The organism is Novosphingobium sp. FKTRR1 (assembly GCF_020404405.1).
Taxonomy (GTDB): Bacteria; Pseudomonadota; Alphaproteobacteria; order Sphingomonadales; family Sphingomonadaceae; genus Novosphingobium.
Map to the genome: position 1 here is coordinate 92,447 of NZ_JAIZDA010000012.1, position 16,374 is coordinate 108,820.

A 16,374-nucleotide genomic window follows, 5' to 3' on the forward strand; every position below is an offset into this window, starting at 1 on the left:
TGCTGGTTCACGAAACCGGCTGGCGCGAAGGCGCCCGCACAAGGAAACGGGCCGCATGCGGTCCGGGCGAACCGGGGTCGCGAATGACCTCGAGATCATCGCCGTAATAGGCGATGTACCCGCGCACCAGACCATGCGCGATGTCGGCAAGCGGGCGGTGCGAGCCGTAGCTTACCGTCAGTTCCTCGCCGTCGATATCGACCACGATGCTGGGCGTGCGCGCATCGGGATAGAGCTTGGTGACTTCGCGGTGATGCTGTCCGTCGACATCGCGCAGGAAGGTGACGGCGTCGGTATACCCCTCGAACATCTGGGGGTAGAGCTCCATGAACCGGCTGGCGAGCCAAAAGCCATAGCTGTCGGCAAGGACCGGAACCGGCTCACCCGAAATCTCGGCGAGTGCGCCCATCAGCGCCAGCGCCTCGGCATGCGAATAATTGCCGACCGTCGTATAGACGCCGTCGCCGGGAACTTCGGACCGGGTAATGACCGCGTCGGCAATGGCGGGCGAGAACGCCTGCTCCATCCACCGGATCAGTTCGGCAATGATGACACCCTTCATTCCAAATTCCCGGTTCCAGCAGTCACGGAGTGCTCTCCGGTTCGGTTAAGCAAGTCACATGCCACACCATGGAAAGTGCAGGCGCGTTGACGTTTGCGGCGTTCTCGCTCGCAGATCATTGCATTTTGCAACGTCTGTCGTTGCAGAATGCGAAGGACTTGGCGTTTTGCAACGCGCTTGCGCGCATCAAGGAACGCGCTTGCACAGGTCATTCCGCGGGCTCTGGCTGCCCCTGAAGGCGCAAGCCGATGCCCAGCGCCAGCAGGGCGGGCCACGAGATATAGGTCAGAACCTCAAGGTTCTCGCCGAAACTGTAGAGCCAGTAAGTCAGGCTCATGGACAGCGCGAGCCGTCCGTATCGTCCTTGCGTCGCCGCGAACACGCAGCCGATCAGCGAGGCAACCATGGGTATGCCCAAGGATACCACGCCCAGCAGCCCCTTCACATAAAGCAGGCCGTACCAGCTATGGTGGCTGCCGATCGGCATGTATTCCACCAGATGTGGCCCCCGCTCGACGATCCCGTGGCCGAACCAATAGGCTTCATGCTGCCACCGCTCGACCGCAATGCGCCCCAGCGTGGCCCGGACGCGCGATGATGAGGCGCGGGCGCCGTTGAAACTGCTGGCTCCTTGTTCGCTCAGCGCCGCAAGTTGCGGGAGCAGCCAGCCAGCCAGCAGCGAGATCGGGGCGAACGCGAACCAGGTGTTTGCCTTGCCCAGCCTGCCGGCCACCATGGTGATGGGGATGATGATGGCCAGCGCGACCAGCGCCATGCGCGATTGCGACAGCACCGCCATCAGCACGCTGGCGATATAGCCCATCCAGCGCCAGCCCGGTTTCCGCTCTTCGCGCGCGATCAGGAAGTGGATCATCGCCACCATGCCCGCCGCAGGAGACCACGGCGCGAAGAACTGCCAGCGCGCCACGCCGATTTCAGGATCGATCGTATAGAGTACGACGGCGAAGAACTCGTCGCTTGCCCCGCCAAGAACCTTCAAGGGCGAGACCCACAGGATCGAAGGCAGGTGGATATAAGGGGCGGCAAGGAACAGCGGCATCAGGATCAGCGTCTGGCGCCCCAGACGGCACACCGCGCGCGCCAGCACGCTCAGCCGGATCGGCAAGGCATATCCCGCGAACGGAAAGAGCCCGAGCAAGGCCCATCCTTTCGCCCAGCCAACGGCCGACTTTATCGTCTGACCGGCTCCCAAGCTGAAATTGGCGTGCGCAACCAGCAGGATGCAGAGCATCGCCCCCATGCCGAGCAGCCATGCCCACAACTGGACCGGCAGGGTGCCGGGCCGCTCGGCTTGCGGCAAGGCGGGCGCCAGATAGGTGGCGCGGACCGCCATGGCGGCGAGCGCCCAACCCAGCAGCGGGCCGGCCATGTACAGCCCACCGACCAGCCAGAGCCAATAGCTCCCGCCGATGGTGAAGGCGATCAGGCGTTCTGCAGCATTCGGCGCAGGATCGGTTGGCGCAGCCATAACAGTCCAAAGGCAAAGAGGGTGATGAAGGTCGCGGCCAGCGCGCCAGCAAGGGCGAGGATGGTCGAAGGGCTCGAAGGCGCTTTGGGCAGCGACGGCGCGGCAAGCACCTGCACCAGCGGATAGGACGCGAAAGGGTCTTGCTTGTTGGTATCAAGCCGGGCCAGCGCGGATGAAAAGACCGCCTCGGTCACGCGCTGGTCGCGCTGCAGGTCGGCCAGTTGCTGGGCCTGCAGGATCCATTGCGGCGCGTCGGCGCGGGCCTGAGCCAGATCGCCGTGGAGTTCGGCAAGCGCGCTGCGCGTGCCCGCCGCCTGCGCGTCACTGGCACTCATCGTCTGCATCAGGGTCGACCGGCCATCGCCCAGTTGCAGATCGGTGTGGCGCATCAGCGCCTGTTCGGAAAGGCCGGTCAGCTCTTGTCCGCGATGCACCAGCGCAGCACGCAGCTGCGCGCTTTCCGCATCGGCTTGTGCCCGCGCGCTATGCTGGGGGCCAAGCGTACCGGCCTTGAGCTGGGCATCGGCGTTGGCGGCGGCATAGCGCTGCGCAAGCTCGGCGAAAACAGGGTCTCCTTTGAGGCGCATGATCACATTCGCGCTACCGGGGCTGGCGCCGAGCGTGCCCGACAGGCGCCCGGCCGTGCCGCCTTGCATGCGCATCTGCACGCGCAGATCGCGTTCCTTGTCGCGGATCGTATCGACCGAAGCGATGCGGCTGTTGAATTGCTCCAGGGTGGCGAGCCCGTGGCTGGCCTGGAATTCGATCAGCTTGCGCTGCGCCGATTTCACCTTCTCGGACAGCTCGCTCAGGTGGGCCAGATCGGTTTCCTCGCGCTTTTTGGCTTCGTCTGCGCGCAATGCGCTCAGCTCCTCGACGAAAGCTTGCTGCAGGGCCATGGCCCGGCGATGGGCAGCCTTGGCGCCATGCGCGGTGATGCTGATCGAGATGAGGTTGGTCTGGTCGATCAGCTTGATGGTCGGTGCCGGAAAGCCGTCCTCGCTCTCATGCGCGATGCGTGCGGCCGCGCGCAAGGTGACATCGGCGGTCAGCAACTGCTTGTAGTTTTCCGTCGGGCTGAGCGTGGGGCTGGCAAAGGCGGAGTTGCTCGTACCCTGGGCTTGTCCGATCGATTCGACGTTGATCGAACTGCCGATGCCCGATCCGGGCAGGATCAGGCTGAACTGGCTGGTGTAACTGCGCGGCATCGCGATCAGATAAAGCACGGTCAGGAGCCAGATCGAGGCGATCACCGGACCAAGGATCACGAGATAGCGCCGATAGCGGCCGACCGATGGCAGGCCGTTGCACACTACCCGCCAGATGCGGATCAGGCGCCGTTCGACGATCATGTCCTGCGCCGCGTTCATGGCTTCAGGCTCTTCACCAGCACCGCCGGCCCGAGCAGATTGCCGACGACGCCCACGGCATCGACGAAAGTCATCGCCGTGCTGTCATAGCACGCGATCGCATCGCCAGGCATCAGGTACGGATCGACCTCGTCGCGATCGGCATCGCGAACGAGGGCTTCCACTTTCCGGGCAATCACCACCGAATGCCCGTTCAACGGATTGTGCGAGATCAGCACCGCGCTGCGTCCGGCGTTCATCGCCGAACCGCCGACACAGTTCGCCGAGATCAGACCCTGCAGAAAGCGCGTGCCATACGGCAAGCTGGTTGAATCGCGACCGATCGCCGACGAGGCATTGCTGGCCGCCGGGCGCGAAAGGTTCGACATGTAGACCCGGATACCCGGCGCGGTGACCGGGCTGGGGCGGACCAGCCGCGTCTGAAAGCAGCCGGCCGATGGCACGATGATGCGGTCGCCGCGAGCAAGCTGCGGGTCGACCGGCAGGCCGCCGCTGCCGTCGCTGCCTTCCACTCCGCCCAGAACGGGGCTGAGATCGATCCGGGCATAGCGGTCGCCGCGGACAAGGTAGACGGCATCGAGCGCGGCATCCGGCCGCAGTCCGCCCGCAGCGCGGATGGCTGTCGCCAGCGATCGGCCGTTGTTGAAATCACCCAGAGCGGGATTGGCCACCGTTGTGGCGCGCACCTCGTTCGAACGGTCGCCCGCAACGATGACGCCCGGTTCGAACACCGCGCCCTCGACCGAGACCGCAACGCCTGCGCGTTCGGTGGGGACAAGGCGCAAGTTGTTGGCGATGTCGCGGATCAGGCCTGCCGCCACGAGCCGCTCGCGCAGCTCCTGCGCCACGGAAGCGCTGCTGCGTCCGGCTGCGGAGATCGTCACGCTCCCGTTGATCGTCAGGCTGCCATTCGCCGAGATGACATAGTCGTGCGAGAGCACATCCCGGTCGCCGCTCACGTCGACCCGCAGACGGTCACCGGGCCCCAGAATGTCGGGATAGGCGGCCAGCGTCTCGGCGGGTTCAGCCGACAAGGGGCCGAGTGCGGCAGGCAGCGCCGGGGCCTTGCAGCGATCCGCGTCAGGGGCTGCCTGCACATGCTGCGTGGGCTGATACTGCGCTCCGGCCAGGTTGCGCGGCTGTGGCATGGTGGCGCACCCGCTGGTCAGCGCCAGCGTCAGCATTGCGCAAGTCCGCGTCGCTCGGGCGGTGCAGGTCGGTCGTGGGCGAGGGATCAATGGCATGGGCAGCTCCGGGGTTTGCCCGGTCATGGCAATCTGCGTGCCAGTTCGAAAATGCGTCGGAAAACCGCGGTTTTGATGGAATGCGAGCCGATTCTCGTTTTGCAAAGGCGCAATCGTCGCATTTTGCGTCGATCGATCTTCGCATTTTGCGAAGGATTTCATGCGCAAAATGCGAAGAAACTGCTAAGGGATTCCCCGGATGCGCCCGTTCATACTTGTCGGGAATTGGCACGCATCCTGCTTCAAGGCCCTGGACACCTTCAAACGCTGGTACGGCCCATGACTCGCAAACGCATCCTGATCGTCGAAGACATTCCCGCTCTCGCCCTGATGTATGCCGGTCATCTCGAAAAGGCGGGTTATGAGGCGGTCGTGGTGGACACAGGTGCGGCGGTTCTGCGCGCCCTCGCGCAAGGAGAGGCGTTCAGCGCCTTGCTGCTCGACCTGCAGCTTCCCGATATCGATGGCCTGGAACTGCTGCGCACCAACGTCGATCTGCTGGCAAAACAGCCCGTCATCGTGGTTACCGCAGACGGCTCGCTGTCACGCGCGATCGACGCGATGCGGCTTGGGGCCTATGACTTTCTGGTCAAGCCGCTGGCTGCCAAGCGGCTCATTTCCGTTGTCGCCAGCGCGGTCGAGACCGGGCCGACGATCCTGACCAGTGCGCCTGCGCTGGCTGCCGACCCCCGGTTGCCCGCAGCCAACCCCGGTGGCTTTGTCGGCAGCTCGAGTGCCATGCGCGAAGTTTATCGGCAGATCGGCTGTATCGCCCGCAGCCGGGCGACGGTCCTGATCACTGGCGAAAGCGGAACCGGCAAGGAAGTATGCGCCGACAGCATCCACCGCGAATCCGGGCGCAGTGGCGGGGCGTTCATTGCCATCAACTGCGGTGCGATCCCTGAAAATCTTCTCGAGTCCGAGCTGTTCGGCCACGTGAAGGGCTCGTTCACCGGCGCCGTCAATGATCGCATCGGGGCCGTTCAGGCGGCGCACAAGGGAACGCTGTTCCTCGATGAGGTGTGTGAAATGGCCCTGCCGCTGCAAGTGAAGCTGCTGCGCTTCCTGCAGACCGGAACGGTCCAGCGCGTCGGTACAAGCCGCGTGGATGAAGTCGACGTGCGCATCGTCTGCGCCACGAACCGCGATCCCTTGCGCGAGGTGGCCGAAGGGCGCTTCCGCGAGGATCTCTATTATCGCCTTGCCGTCGTCCCCGTGCACATGCCGCCGCTGCGCGAACGCGGCAGCGACATCGCCGAACTGGCGCAAACCTTCCTGCAACGCTTCGCGCGCGAGGAGGGCAAGCACTTCGCCCCGCTGGGCCAGGCTCAGCTTGCCGCGCTGATGGCCTATCGCTGGCCGGGCAACGTGCGCGAACTGCAAAATGTGCTGCGGCGGGCCGCGGTGCTCTGGGATGGCCCCGACCTTCCGCTTGCGGCGCTTCCGGCAGAGCGCGGCGCGGTGCAGCCGCTGCCGGTCACTGCGGCGTTGGCGAGCGAGACCTCATCCGGATCGAACGCTTCGCACCCCGATCTTGCGGCAGCCTTGCGGGGCATGACGCTCGACGAGATCGAGCGGCTCGTCATCGCTCGCGCCATCGCGGATGCCGACGGCAGCTTGCCCGCCGCCGCCAGAATGCTGGGGGTCAGCGCATCGACCCTTTACCGCAAGCGCGAGCGATGGGCGGCGAGCGGCGAGGCTGCATGACCTTGGCGTCCAATAGTCTGTTCCCAAATCGGGCGCATTGGGCGCGTGACGGCCTGATTGTTCTGCTGGCCATGCTCGAAGCGCAGTTCATCCGCCGCCATTCGGGTGCGCTGACCGTCGTTCTGGGGCCATCGATCATGCTTGCGGCCGCGTTTGGGCTGGCGCAACCCGGACGTCGGAAACAGGTACTATGGCAGCATATTCTGCGCATGTTTCTGGCCGCGATGCTGGGCCTCATGCTGGGCGGCATCAGCTTGGCGAACGCGGCTTTTGCCGCGGCATTGGCTGGCGCGCAGGCCCTGATCGGCTCCGCTGTTCTCAGGAAACTTGCACCCGGCGGTCTTGACCTGACCAGGCCTGACGCCGTGATCAAGCTTGCTGTCGTGGCCATTCTGATTGCGCCATTGTTCAGCCTGATCTTCGGCGTTGTCATCCTTTTGCGCGACGGAACGCTTCAGTCCCTGGCCACTGCCGGCGCGCTGACCAGCCTGTCGGACTATGCGAACGCCCGCACCTTCCAATGGATTCTGCCGAATGCCTTTGGCATCGTCGTTGCGACGCCGATCTTTCTCGGGGTGCTCGGCGACCGGGCGCTGGATCTGTCCGTGTTGCTCTCGCGAGGGCGCGTGGCCGGTTTCGCCGCTGTCGGCGCGCTCACCTCTGCGGTCTTCCTGAGCGAAGGCCACACGTACATATTCTTCGTCTGTCCCGCGCTGGTCTGGGTCAGCCTGTCGCTCGGCATCCGCGATACCGCCGCGGCACATCTGGTTTCCTTGTTGATCGCCACCTGGGCGGTAGCCAGCGGAAATGGACCGGCCGATGTGCTGGCGATACCGGCCGAGAGCCGGTATTTCTATCTCGAGACGGCCTATCTGTGCTGCTACGGCTGCATCCTGCCGATCGCGGCGTCGATGGAGGCGCGCCGCCGTCTGGAACAGGAACTGGCGCAAACCCTCGCCTTCACCTCCCAGATTCTTCACAACATGCAGGAAGTTGTGTTTCGCACCGACGCCCGGGGGCGCTGGACTTTCCTCAATCCGGCGTGGGAGGCGATAACCGGCTACGCGGTGGCCGACACGCTTGAAGGAACGGGTACAGCGGTGCTCGATCTCAGCGATCTTGTCGGCGGACTGGCGCAATCCCCGCAGCCCCACGACGAAGATGCCGACGAACTGCGGATCCTGCGCAGCTATGTCCGGCGCGATGGCGAGACGCGTGATGCCGACATCAGCATACGCATCATCCGCGCGGCGGATGGAACGTTCGAAGGTACCGCAGGCAGCATCCGCGACGTGTCCGACCAAGCGCGCTACATGGCCGCACTGGAAGCGAGCGAGCAGCGGTTCCGCCAGCTGTGCGACACCTCTCCGATCGGTATCGTGCGCTGCGACCGCGACGGACTGATCACTTATGTCAACCAGCGCATCGAGCTGCTCATAATGGTGCCCGCCGGGGCGATCATCGGCAAGCCGTGGGCCGAGGTGCTCGGCCTCGACAACACGCAAGTGACAGACCGGATCAATCGGTCGCTGATGACACCCGGCGCCGTCTTCGAGAACGAGATCAACTACTGTGACAGGGCCGGGCTCAAGCGGTGGCTGACGTTTACCGCAACGGGTGAATTCGATGGCCGCTCGCGGCTGAGCGGTTACATCGCGGCGGTGACGGATGTTACCCAGCGCAAGGCCAGCGACCTCGAACTGGCCCAGCGCACGCGCGAGTTGCGTCTGGTCACCGAGAACATCAACGACATGGTGTTCCGGATCGGACTGGACGGGCGGTGTCTTTATGTGACGCCTTCCGTGCGCGAGGTGCTTGGCCACGATCCCCATGCAATCGTCGGCATGCCGGTTCTGATCCGCATTCACCCGGAAGATATCGACAGCGTCCGCGCAAGCTTCGACCAGCTCATGCAGGGAGCGGTCGACGATCTCAGCGTGGCCTACCGTTCGCGGCCTGCGACATCGAGCACCGATTATCTCTGGCTTGAGGCAAATTGCCGACTGCTGCGAAACCGGCAGGGGCAGCCGTTCGAGATCGTGGCCTCGGTCAGGGACATAACGGCGCGCAAGCTGCTCGAAAACGATCTGATCGAGGCCCGTCTCCGCGCCGAGCAGGCGGCCGCTACGAAGAGCGAGTTTCTGGCCAACCTCAGCCATGAAATCCGCACCCCGATGAACGGTGTGATCGGGCTGGCAGAGCTTCTTCAGGACAGCGTCCTTGACGAAACCAGCCGCAACTATGTCCGGCTGATCTCAGAATCCGGCGCGACCATGATGCGGTTGCTCAACGACATTCTGGATATCGCCAAGATCGATTCCGGGCGCCTGCAACTGTCGGTCGAGCCCTTCGACCTCCACGATTGTCTGGCGGATTGCTTGAGCCTGATGACAGCCAGCGCGGTCGGCAAGGGGTTGGCGCTCGATCTCGATATCGCGCCCGAGGTGCCTCGGTCCGTTCTCGGGGACAGCCTGCGGCTGCGCCAGGTTCTCGCCAACCTGATCGGCAACGCCGTCAAGTTCACCGAAGCAGGCCAGATTCGCCTGTCCGCAAGGACAGAGGGTGACGAGCTGGTCGTCGCGGTGCAAGACACCGGGATCGGCATAGCCGAAACGTCGCAGGCAAAAGTCTTCGACGACTTCGTGCAGGCCGAGGCGGGCATCGCCAGCGGCTATGGCGGTACGGGGCTGGGTCTGCCGATCTCGCGCCGGATTGCCGAGGCCATGGGCGGAACCTTGACCCTGAGCAGCACGCCCGGCGTCGGGACAACGCTGGTCTTGCGGATCAGATTGAACTTGCCGGACGCGACAACCGTGTCCGCCCGATTGCCGGCCCCGGCGCCGACTTTGCAACCGCTTGCGCCGATGCGTCTTCTGGTGGCCGAGGACGGTCGCACCAACCAGATGATCGTGACCGCCATGCTCGAGAAACTGGGCCATCATGTCGCATTGGCACGGACTGGTCAGGAGGCGATTGCGATGGTCCACGAGGCCATTGCTGCGGCGCAGCCCTTCGCGGCGGTTCTGATGGATATCCAGATGCCGGGAATGGACGGCATGACCGCGACCCGGTTGCTGCGGGAAGGCGGCATTACCGCAGAAATGCTTCCGATCGTTGCGGTCACCGCGAACGGCTATCAGGAAAGCATCGATGACTGCCTTGCTGCCGGTATGCAAGGGCACCTCGTCAAACCCGTGCGGAGCGCGGAGATCGCGGCCGAACTTGCAAGGCTCACCAGCCCGGACGCGATCAGGCTCACCCGATCGACAGGGCGATCCTGACCCCGAACGGCAGCCCGGATTCCTGCGATCTATGCTGTAAGTGGAGCGGGTGAAGGGAATCGAACCCTCGTATTCAGCTTGGGAAGCTGCAATATATATAGTTTTTTCAATAATTTAATCTGCAGCAATATACTTCAGTTTGCGCTCAATATCCGCAAAGTCAGAACGGGCGGTATCAGGCAGCGCCTTCGGTCGATACTGTCCCCGTACCATCACCGTCGCTATTCTCGCCCCCATCAAAACCCACAGATTTGTCACCCCATTTCGCCTGCAGCGTTCGCCGGTTGATCGCCATGCCCAGGCCGAACAGCACGACAACGATGCCCCCGATCGCAATCCACAGCACCCAGCGCAGCGTGTTAGCCCGGTCCGCCTCGCTTGCCGTCGTCCAGCCTTGATCGGGCAGCAGCGCCGCTGAACCCCACCAAACGAACAAGGTCAATACCACTGCGCCCATGATCGAGAACAGCAGCGCCAGTAGTTTGCGCCAGTCGCGCGGCGGCCAGTTCGGCAGCCTCATGCTGCCATCCTTTCCGCCAGCTTCACATGGTAGCCACCCACCGCATAGCGCGGCCCGTTGTAGGCGGCGGCGAAGGGACGGCAGGTTTCGGGGTTGCTGGTCAGTTGCTTCAATTCGTCCTGCAGCGCGAAATGCTCGACGTATTTGATCAGCAGTTGCAGTTGGCCCGCCTCGTCCTGGGCGCAGGCGTGGGCGAGCGCATAGGGGCTGGCGTACAGGCATTCATCCCACCACTCGCCCATGATCTGAAACGCGCCCCAGCTGCACGCCATGAATGCCGCATCCACCGCCCCGGTGCCGATCGCATCGGCCAGCTTGGTCCAGGAATTGACATCATAGCCGCCCGCCTGTGCCAGACTGAACGGTGCGGGACTGAACCGGCCACCCGTGAACTTGTGGAACTTGTGCCGCTCAAACAGGATCTTCGGACGGCCCCCACCATCAAAGCCGCGACCACTCGATTCGACCGCGCGCACCGCCTGCAGTTGCAGGATCGAGCAGCCCAACCGCGTGCACGCCCCCGCCAGGTCGGCCGAGGAGAGCGGCGTTGCCGGTCGCCCGCTAAAATGCGCTAGCAGTGCCGCCTTGGACAATGCCCCCCATTTGCCATCGGGCGTCGCGCCGATCAGGTGTTGCAGGTCTGTGATGGTCATTTGAAACGCCCCTTTACCTGAACATCATCGCCAGCCCGGCCTTTGCCGCGACGGCGATCGCCGCCACGGCCGCAGCCAGCGCGCCCAGCCACTTTACGAATTTTCCGCCAGTTTTGACGGCTTCCCACGCAGTCACTATCTCGCGCGTTTCCGCCACGTCAGTCTGCACCGCAGCGACTTCGCCACGCATGCCCTGGACCTCGCTCAGCAGCTCACGCAGCGCGGCTTCCATCGTCTCCATCCGGCGCCCCAATTCATCCTGGGAGTGGGGTGAATACCTCGTCATGCCGAGACAGCTCCTTAGCCCATCAAATTTGCGCTGCGCAGCTTGGCCAGCAACGCGTTGAAATCCGCCTTGAGCGTGGCGATGTCGGAAGCCGTGCTGTCTGCCTGCGCGGCGGCTTTCACCCCGCCGACGATGCCGATGGGGACCCATGATCCGTCACTGGCCAGCGAAATCCATCCAGCCACGCCACCCAATGCAGCCTCGGTGTTCAGGACAAGCCATCCCCCCTTCGCATCGGGGGGAGCAGCAGCGGTCGGCACACCGTTGCGCCATCCGATCCCGCGCCGCGACGCATAGGCACCGGGCTGGTAGGAGATCAGATTGAGGTCGCCGATCACGCCGCGATAAAGCAAGCTCGGCTCGGAATCGATGGTGTATTGCGGCACGACAAGCTTTACGCCCTGATTGGCGAGCAGGTGGCCACGAGGGGTGAAACTCAGTGCGGGGGCTTCGCCGAATGCACCGTTCAGGGCCACAGGCGACAGCACGCCAATCGTTGCTAACGTGCCGTTTCCGGCGAGAGTCGGTGTCCGCCAGATCACCTGATAGGTGGCATCACTGCCATTGAAGACGCGAAACTCTGCAGCCTGTGTATTTGATCCAACCACCTCACAGTCACGCACCTGGTATTTTGCCGTTCCGGCAGCAACCGCCTGGTCGTCAGAACGAAACGGCAGGATCGAAACCGGCCAGATCATCCATGCCGCACCGTTCGAATAGGCCATGCCCGGGGTCGAGCCGGCGAAAGCGTCGGGCACATAGACCATACTTCCGGCACTCGAAAGGATTGGATACAGTGAGGCCGAATTCGTCGTATACTTCCCAATATCGACCTTGAGATGGCGCAATACAGAGGCATCGCAGCTTATGTTTGCGCGATACCCTTCAGACGCGGCACCGCTTAGGGAGATAATCCCCACAACGGTGCTTTCGACGATCAGGTGATAATCGGTGCCACCCTGCGCCCGATAAGAACTCGGCGTCAGGTCGTGGAAGTCAATGTTTAGGCCATTGATCACGCGCACGCCACTGGTCCCGGCACGGCCACCGTTCACACCGCTGAATACCAAGTTTCGCGGCATCTTGTCGAAGCCTGCCGCAGCGGTCGTTTGCCCGGCCCATTCTTGCAGCAGCATGCCGTAAGTTCCGGCAGTCGTCGGGTTGAACTCGATGAATTCCCACTGCGAATTGATGACGCTTCCCTCGATCAATACCGTGTGACTTCCCGCCAGTTCGACCATGACCCGCGACCATTTGTCATAACGGATGGACGCGCCGGTAGTATTAGTTGTGCGGCACGACACATGCAGGCCGATTCCGTCCGAATAATAACAATCAATATCGAAAACATTATTGTTGCTGGCATCGTCACCCGCAGCATAGGCAAACGACCAGTACCTGATGGCAGCATACCCACCCGCCAGATAACCGCACCAGCGAGCCTCGAACTGGATATCGCACTCGCGATTATACGCGCTCGATGCACCGACTGCCCGATCATCGTAGCCCATCCACAGCCCGCAGCCTCGCACGTGGTATGCTCCGACATCACGCATGCGCAATTTGTCGACATGTCGACGCAAGACGATGCCATGCTGGACGTTGGGCGACGACCGGCTGCCCAGAATACCGAATCCCTCAAGACGCAGGCCAGAGTAGATCGCAGCCGGGTCGCGGACGTTCTGACCAGCCTTGATTTCGTCCGTGTCGCGGCCCATCCAACATTCACTGATGGTCAGGGCTGCGCCAGCCATCGCTGCGTCCATCACCAGTCCGCATTTTAAACGGCCAATCCCGACGATGGCATAGGGGCTGGTCATCGTCGGCAAGGGCGATGTGATGCGATACCAGCGCGACAGGCGCACTTCGGCACCGGCCGCCATCGCCGCGCTGAACGCCGCTGCTACGGCCACCGTGTCATCCGTTCCGGCATACGCGATAGCGACGCCGCCGCTATCGTAGGTCACGCGGGCATCGCCGAGAGCACCGAACATTTCAGGCGTCACCCATGCAATCCGCTTGCTATCCGATTGTCCCACCTCAATCGGCACGAGCTGATCACCGACAAACCCCAGCACCTGCCCCGTCCGGGCCAATGCGACCGAACCCAAAGCTGGCGCATTTTCGCCAAGCGGCACCTTGAGTGCCCGGCCCAGTTGCGCATCCTGTTCCTGCGCGATCAGCACGCTGCGATCCAGCTCGGCCTCGATCCTCTTTGCGGGCATCGGCTGTGTCGGCACCAACGCAGCCTGCTGCGCGCGGTCAGTGATGCGCCGTACCGTTACCACCGCGCCTGCGCTAAAGGCTCGCAAGGTGCGAATTGATCCGGTGCCGGTGCGAAGATTGCCAGTGATCGTGTAATCGGTGCCCAGCACCTGTATCGCGCCCGTCGAATCGGTAACGACAAGGTGGCTGGGATCGAGCGCCACCAACCCTGCCAGCGATTCCGTCAGCATGGCAGAACCGGGGACATAGCTATGGGTAAGGATTGCCGAAGAAACCGTCATAGCGCGTACCCGACCTGATCGCGCTCACGCCATGCGAGCGGCAAAGGCCGGGACGGGCTGGAAGGAGTCCCCGGTGACCGCGTGTTATCGAATCGAGGCCGTCAGGTCAACAGCTCGCAAGTCACATCGCCGCAGCAGCCTCCGCCTCCGCCTTTGCCTGCTGTCTGGCCTTTGCCTCCTTGTTCTCTGGCGCGCCCGGCGTGTCGAACGCGTTGCCCCAGTCTGGCGCGCGTACGGGCAGCAGCGTTCCCGGCGGCACGAACATCGGTGCGCGCTGGTCCTGATAGCGTTCCAGCAACCGCGCCTCGTCCTGATCGTGGTTCGGATTGATCACGCTGTCGATCTCATGCACCAGCAGCCGGTCATAGGCCGGGCGCAGATACCACAGCGAACTGGCCACCGGTACTTCCTGCCGCATGATCTTTACGATGTCCTTGCCCACATGGGGCGTGTCGCCGCGCACCGCCGCCGCTGCATTGCCATAGGTCAGGTCGATCGCGTTCCCCAGCGTCGAAGCGCCCGGCCCGGCAATCGTCTGGGCAATGCCCCCGCCGAAACGGTTCTCGCTCGCTTTCAGGAAATCGCCAAAGATGCCAAATCCGCCGCCTTGCGCCACCGCGCGCCCCACAAATGCGGGATTGTCCATCGGCTCCACGTCCTGCCCCCGCAGCAAGTTCTTGATCTGGATCGCCGCCGCGCCCGCCAGCGTGGTCAGAATGCCCATGCGCACGGCATAGGCTGCTAGAAACCGTGCACCTGCAAATCCACCTTGGCCAAGGGCACGCCGCCCGTGTGTGTTCATCAATGTCAAGCCGAACCCCTTGAACAGGAACAGCGTCTTCATCGTCTCGCCAAATACGCTGCCGCGCTTGAAGTTTTCTGCCAGCATTGCTCGCGTGCGCAGATCGGTTTCCGGCACGGCAAACTTCTTCTCGGTATGCACCATGCGCAGATAGGCATCCCGCACGGCGGTATCCTCGATCGCCATCGGATTGAACCATTGGGTGCCGTGCGCCGGCTCCAGCGGCGTTGCGCGGATCTTGTCCCATTCGGCAGAGCCGATGCCATAGCGGTTGATCGCGGCGGAAAATTTCGGATCGAGCTTTTCAAATGGCAACTCTGCAAAGTCCGCAATGCCGGCGTTGAACCCTTTCACGAACAGTTGCCGCGACACATCGGTATGTTTGGCCAGCGCCGATGCACGGATCGTCAGTTCCGCAAGCCGTTTTGCCGCCTCGCCCGAAAATTCCTCGCCCATCATGCGATGCGCTTCCGCGCCCGAATGCGCCCAGTCCGATGCCATTGCCCCGTGCCGGATCAGCATCTGGCGCTGCGCAAGACTGTCCTCGGTCGGGGCCAGCATGCGGATATAGTCCCCCACCATCGACCACTGCGGCAGCCCGTTGAAGCTGCGCGTCACGCTCGATGTCGCCATATCGCCCGGCGCGGCCGACCAGAACGCGCCGCCCAGCTTGGCGCTCGTCTCAAAGGCGCGGAAGGCATCGAACCCCGCAGCCACACGGCGGCTCTTGGGGATCATGTTGTCATGCTTGCCCATGAACACGTCGTACATCGCCTGCAATTCCGATGCCGCCGCCTGCGCCCTATCCACCGCATCGGGCGCAAAGGTCTGTTTCACCGCCGCCACCGGGTTTTCCAGCAGCTTCGCACGAGGCTTTGGCTCCCGCCCCACCTTGCGCGCGGCCTGGGCGATTACGGCATCGCCCACATGCTTGATCGTCGCATCCGGGTTCGCACCAAACCGCTGCATCGCCGCCACATCGCGCGCCATCCGGTCAAGGTGGCGGCTCATCCCCTCCACCATGCCGGTTTTGCCGTATTTCTGCGCATACCACAGGTGCGTCTTGCTATCCGTGAAGGCGAAAAACCGCTCTTCGGCGTGGCGGTTATACAGCGCCTTGCCTTCACCCATGCCGCCGATCACCATGTTGGCGCGGCCATCGGTCACCACGTCATCGTACATCTTGGCCAGCACATCTTCGAAGGCTTGACCCTCGAACGGCAGGCCGGTGGCATTGTCCAGCATGGTGCTGGTATTCAGGATCGGCACGCCGCGCTCGTCCGCGCCCATCACATCGGCCTTCCACTGGTCGAACCCGGCGCGCTGGAACTTGTCGCCGCTATGGTCCTGCACCCAGTGCCAGTCCTCGCGCGCGGCAATATGCCCGCCCGCCTCGTTGAACTGCTGGCGCGCCAGCTCGGCCACCTTCTTCGCCGCCGTTGCCATTTCCACGGCGTTCACATCGTCGACCTTCTCGCCATACGCGGCGGCAAGGATGTCCTCTTCCAGCGCGGGCGCGCGCACCTTGCCCAGCACCTTCGCCCGCGTCTCGCGCAGCATCGAATCGAGCGTGGAATGATAGGTCGCCCGCAGCGCCTCGTGCTGCCCTTCCAGGTCCATGAACCGCGCCTTGTCGTCCCACGCCGCCAGCGACGTCAGCGAACGCGGATCAAACAGCCCGCCTTCGCCCATGCCCCCGGCATAGGTCCGCATGTCCTTCAGCGCGTTCACTTGTGCCATCGCCGTGCTGATCTTCGCGCGCTTCGCCGCCTTGGCCTCGCCGCGCAAATGCTTCATCGTCAGCTCGGTCGCCTCGCTCGCGGCGGCCATCATGCCCTTTTCGTGCTTCAGCCGGTTGAAGTGCCGCTCATACAGCGCCTCGGCCTTCTCGCCCTGATCCTTGCGGATCGCGCCTTCGGCTACCAGCCCCTTCACGCATTCGGACATCGACAT

Annotated in this window: 11 protein-coding genes and 1 tRNA gene; 2 read left to right on the forward strand and 10 right to left on the reverse strand. The window is 63.5% G+C overall.

The features are described 5' to 3' along the window. Positions 1-7 precede the first annotated feature (7 nt). The 4 genes from LDN95_RS12900 to LDN95_RS12915 form a co-directional block, all read right to left on the reverse strand. The gene (locus tag LDN95_RS12900; protein WP_226018092.1) at positions 8-562 is read right to left on the reverse strand and encodes a heme NO-binding domain-containing protein; all 555 of its coding nucleotides are present in this window, start codon (positions 560-562) and stop codon (positions 8-10) included. Positions 563-770: 208 nt separating this feature from the next. Then, positions 771-2,051, reverse strand: a complete 1,281-nt coding sequence (locus LDN95_RS12905; protein WP_226018093.1) for an O-antigen ligase domain-containing protein — start codon at positions 2,049-2,051, stop codon at positions 771-773. After that, positions 2,006-3,421: a hypothetical protein gene (locus LDN95_RS12910; RefSeq protein ID WP_226018094.1), complete on the reverse strand. Its 1,416-nt coding sequence runs from the start codon at positions 3,419-3,421 to the stop codon at positions 2,006-2,008. The genes LDN95_RS12905 and LDN95_RS12910 overlap by 46 nt, the downstream gene beginning before the upstream one ends. Continuing rightward, positions 3,418-4,605 (reverse strand): polysaccharide biosynthesis/export family protein, encoded by a 1,188-nt coding sequence (locus LDN95_RS12915; RefSeq protein WP_226018095.1) that lies wholly within the window; start codon positions 4,603-4,605, stop codon positions 3,418-3,420. The genes LDN95_RS12910 and LDN95_RS12915 overlap by 4 nt, the downstream gene beginning before the upstream one ends. 339 nt (positions 4,606-4,944) lie before the next feature. On the opposite strand from LDN95_RS12915, the gene LDN95_RS12920 reads away from it, so the two are divergent. Continuing rightward, positions 4,945-6,372, forward strand: a complete 1,428-nt coding sequence (locus LDN95_RS12920; RefSeq protein WP_226018096.1) for a sigma-54 dependent transcriptional regulator — start codon at positions 4,945-4,947, stop codon at positions 6,370-6,372. Then, complete coding sequence (locus tag LDN95_RS12925; protein WP_226018097.1) at positions 6,369-9,653, forward strand: PAS domain S-box protein; 3,285 nt, start codon at positions 6,369-6,371, stop codon at positions 9,651-9,653. The genes LDN95_RS12920 and LDN95_RS12925 overlap by 4 nt, the downstream gene beginning before the upstream one ends. 41 nt (positions 9,654-9,694) lie before the next feature. Here LDN95_RS12925 and LDN95_RS12930 read toward each other — a convergent pair. The 6 genes from LDN95_RS12930 to LDN95_RS12955 form a co-directional block, all read right to left on the reverse strand. Then, positions 9,695-9,809, reverse strand: a tRNA-Ser gene (locus LDN95_RS12930). A gap of 19 nt (positions 9,810-9,828) precedes the next feature. Continuing rightward, on the reverse strand, positions 9,829-10,173 hold the full coding sequence (locus tag LDN95_RS12935; RefSeq protein WP_226018098.1) for an alkaline shock response membrane anchor protein AmaP: 345 nt from the start codon (positions 10,171-10,173) through the stop codon (positions 9,829-9,831). After that, on the reverse strand, positions 10,170-10,826 hold the full coding sequence (locus LDN95_RS12940) for an N-acetylmuramidase domain-containing protein (RefSeq protein WP_226018099.1): 657 nt from the start codon (positions 10,824-10,826) through the stop codon (positions 10,170-10,172). The genes LDN95_RS12935 and LDN95_RS12940 overlap by 4 nt, the downstream gene beginning before the upstream one ends. A 13-nt stretch (positions 10,827-10,839) precedes the next feature. Next, positions 10,840-11,112 (reverse strand): hypothetical protein, encoded by a 273-nt coding sequence (locus LDN95_RS12945; protein WP_226018100.1) that lies wholly within the window; start codon positions 11,110-11,112, stop codon positions 10,840-10,842. Positions 11,113-11,126: 14 nt separating this feature from the next. Beyond that, the gene (locus tag LDN95_RS12950) at positions 11,127-13,619 is read right to left on the reverse strand and encodes a hypothetical protein (RefSeq protein ID WP_226018101.1); all 2,493 of its coding nucleotides are present in this window, start codon (positions 13,617-13,619) and stop codon (positions 11,127-11,129) included. Between the two features lie 121 nt (positions 13,620-13,740). After that, on the reverse strand, positions 13,741-16,374 hold the full coding sequence (locus LDN95_RS12955) for a hypothetical protein (protein ID WP_226018102.1): 2,634 nt from the start codon (positions 16,372-16,374) through the stop codon (positions 13,741-13,743).

Excerpts from the sequence above, each read along its gene's own strand:
- LDN95_RS12900 (WP_226018092.1), bottom strand. The coding sequence starts at position 562 with ATGAAGGGTGTCATCATTGCCGAACTGATCCGGTGGATGGAGCAGGCG.
- LDN95_RS12910 (WP_226018094.1), bottom strand. The coding sequence starts at position 3,421 with ATGAACGCGGCGCAGGACATGATCGTCGAACGGCGCCTGATCCGCATC.
- LDN95_RS12915 (WP_226018095.1), bottom strand. The coding sequence starts at position 4,605 with ATGCTGACGCTGGCGCTGACCAGCGGGTGCGCCACCATGCCACAGCCG.
- LDN95_RS12955 (WP_226018102.1), bottom strand. The coding sequence starts at position 16,374 with ATGTCGATGTCCGAATGCGTGAAGGGGCTGGTAGCCGAAGGCGCGATC.
- LDN95_RS12905 (WP_226018093.1), bottom strand. The coding sequence starts at position 2,051 with ATGGCTGCGCCAACCGATCCTGCGCCGAATGCTGCAGAACGCCTGATC.
- LDN95_RS12940 (WP_226018099.1), bottom strand. The coding sequence starts at position 10,826 with ATGACCATCACAGACCTGCAACACCTGATCGGCGCGACGCCCGATGGC.
- LDN95_RS12920 (WP_226018096.1), top strand. The coding sequence starts at position 4,945 with ATGACTCGCAAACGCATCCTGATCGTCGAAGACATTCCCGCTCTCGCC.
- LDN95_RS12945 (WP_226018100.1), bottom strand. The coding sequence starts at position 11,112 with ATGACGAGGTATTCACCCCACTCCCAGGATGAATTGGGGCGCCGGATG.
- LDN95_RS12925 (WP_226018097.1), top strand. The coding sequence starts at position 6,369 with ATGACCTTGGCGTCCAATAGTCTGTTCCCAAATCGGGCGCATTGGGCG.
- LDN95_RS12935 (WP_226018098.1), bottom strand. The coding sequence starts at position 10,173 with ATGAGGCTGCCGAACTGGCCGCCGCGCGACTGGCGCAAACTACTGGCG.
- LDN95_RS12950 (WP_226018101.1), bottom strand. The coding sequence starts at position 13,619 with ATGACGGTTTCTTCGGCAATCCTTACCCATAGCTATGTCCCCGGTTCT.